This is a genomic window from Promicromonospora kroppenstedtii DSM 19349 (assembly GCF_000515355.1).
Classification (GTDB): domain Bacteria; phylum Actinomycetota; class Actinomycetes; order Actinomycetales; family Cellulomonadaceae; genus Promicromonospora; species Promicromonospora kroppenstedtii.
On sequence record NZ_KI911606.1, the window covers coordinates 19,627 to 20,694 of the forward strand.

A 1,068-nucleotide genomic window follows, 5' to 3' on the forward strand; every position below is an offset into this window, starting at 1 on the left:
GCCGAGCGGATGGAGCAGATCTACCGTGCCGCGGCGGCAGCCGGACGCCGTTCCCCGCGCGCGCTGGCCCGGCTCGCGGCCCGCGTAGCGCTGGACGTCACCCGCGGCAGACTCCGGGAGAGGCCCACCCGTGACTGACACAGGCACCCTCAGCGGCCGGGTCGGCCGCGCCCTGCGCTGGAGCACCACGGGCACCGTCGTGGTGCGGCTGGGCAACCTCGGGCTCGGCATCGTCATCGCGCGCATCGTGTCGCCGGAGGAGTTCGGCCTGTACGCGATCGCCCTGACGGTGCAGAGCGTCGTGATGGCCCTGGCCGACCTGGGCCTCAGCGCCGACCTGGTGCGCAGCCCGGACTTCGAGCGGCGCACCGGCCCGGTCGCGGTGCTCGGCCTGGTCACCGGCGGCACCCTGACCCTGCTCACGGCGCTGTCCGCCCCCGCCCTCGCCTCCGCGATGGGCGGCCCCGGCGCGGCCGGGCCCATCGCGATCCTGGCCGCGACGTTCCTGCTGGCGGGCGTGGGCGTCGTGCCGTTCGCCACGCTGCAGCGGCAGCTCGACCAGCGGGGGCTGTTCCGCTCGAACGCCATCGACTTCGGCGTGGGCGCCGTGGTGACCCTCGTGCTCGCCGCCCTCGGCTACGGCCTCGTCGGGCTAGCGGTGGGCCGGGTCGCCGGCCAGGCGTGCGGCGTCGCCACCCAGTTCTGGCTCACCCGGACCCGGCTGCGGTTCTCCTGGGACCGCACCGTGGCCCGCTCCGTGCTCGCGTTCGGCCTGCCCGTCGCGGCCGCCAACCTGCTGTCCTGGGTGCTGCTGTCGGTCGACCGCGTGGTGCTCGGCAACCTGGCAGGCGCCGTCGAGCTCGGGTTCTACGTGCTGGCCGCGAACATCTCGACGTGGCCCATGACGCTCGTCGGTCAGGCGTTGCGGTCGGTCACGCTGCCCGCGTTCTCCCAGGTGCGCGAGCGCGCACGGGCCGCGCTCGTGCCGCTGCTCGGGCCCGTCTGGTGGGCCGTCGCCGCGGCGGCCGCGATGCTCGCCGCGCTGGCCAACCCCGTCGTCGTGCTCGT

At 75.7% G+C, this 1,068-nt stretch carries 1 protein-coding gene; it reads left to right on the top strand.

Annotated elements, in window-relative coordinates; genetic code table 11:
* Nucleotides 1-130: 130 nt before the first annotated feature.
* Nucleotides 131-1,068: oligosaccharide flippase family protein (locus PROKR_RS03655; protein ID WP_157601870.1), on the top strand; the 938-nt coding region annotated here is incomplete at its 3' end.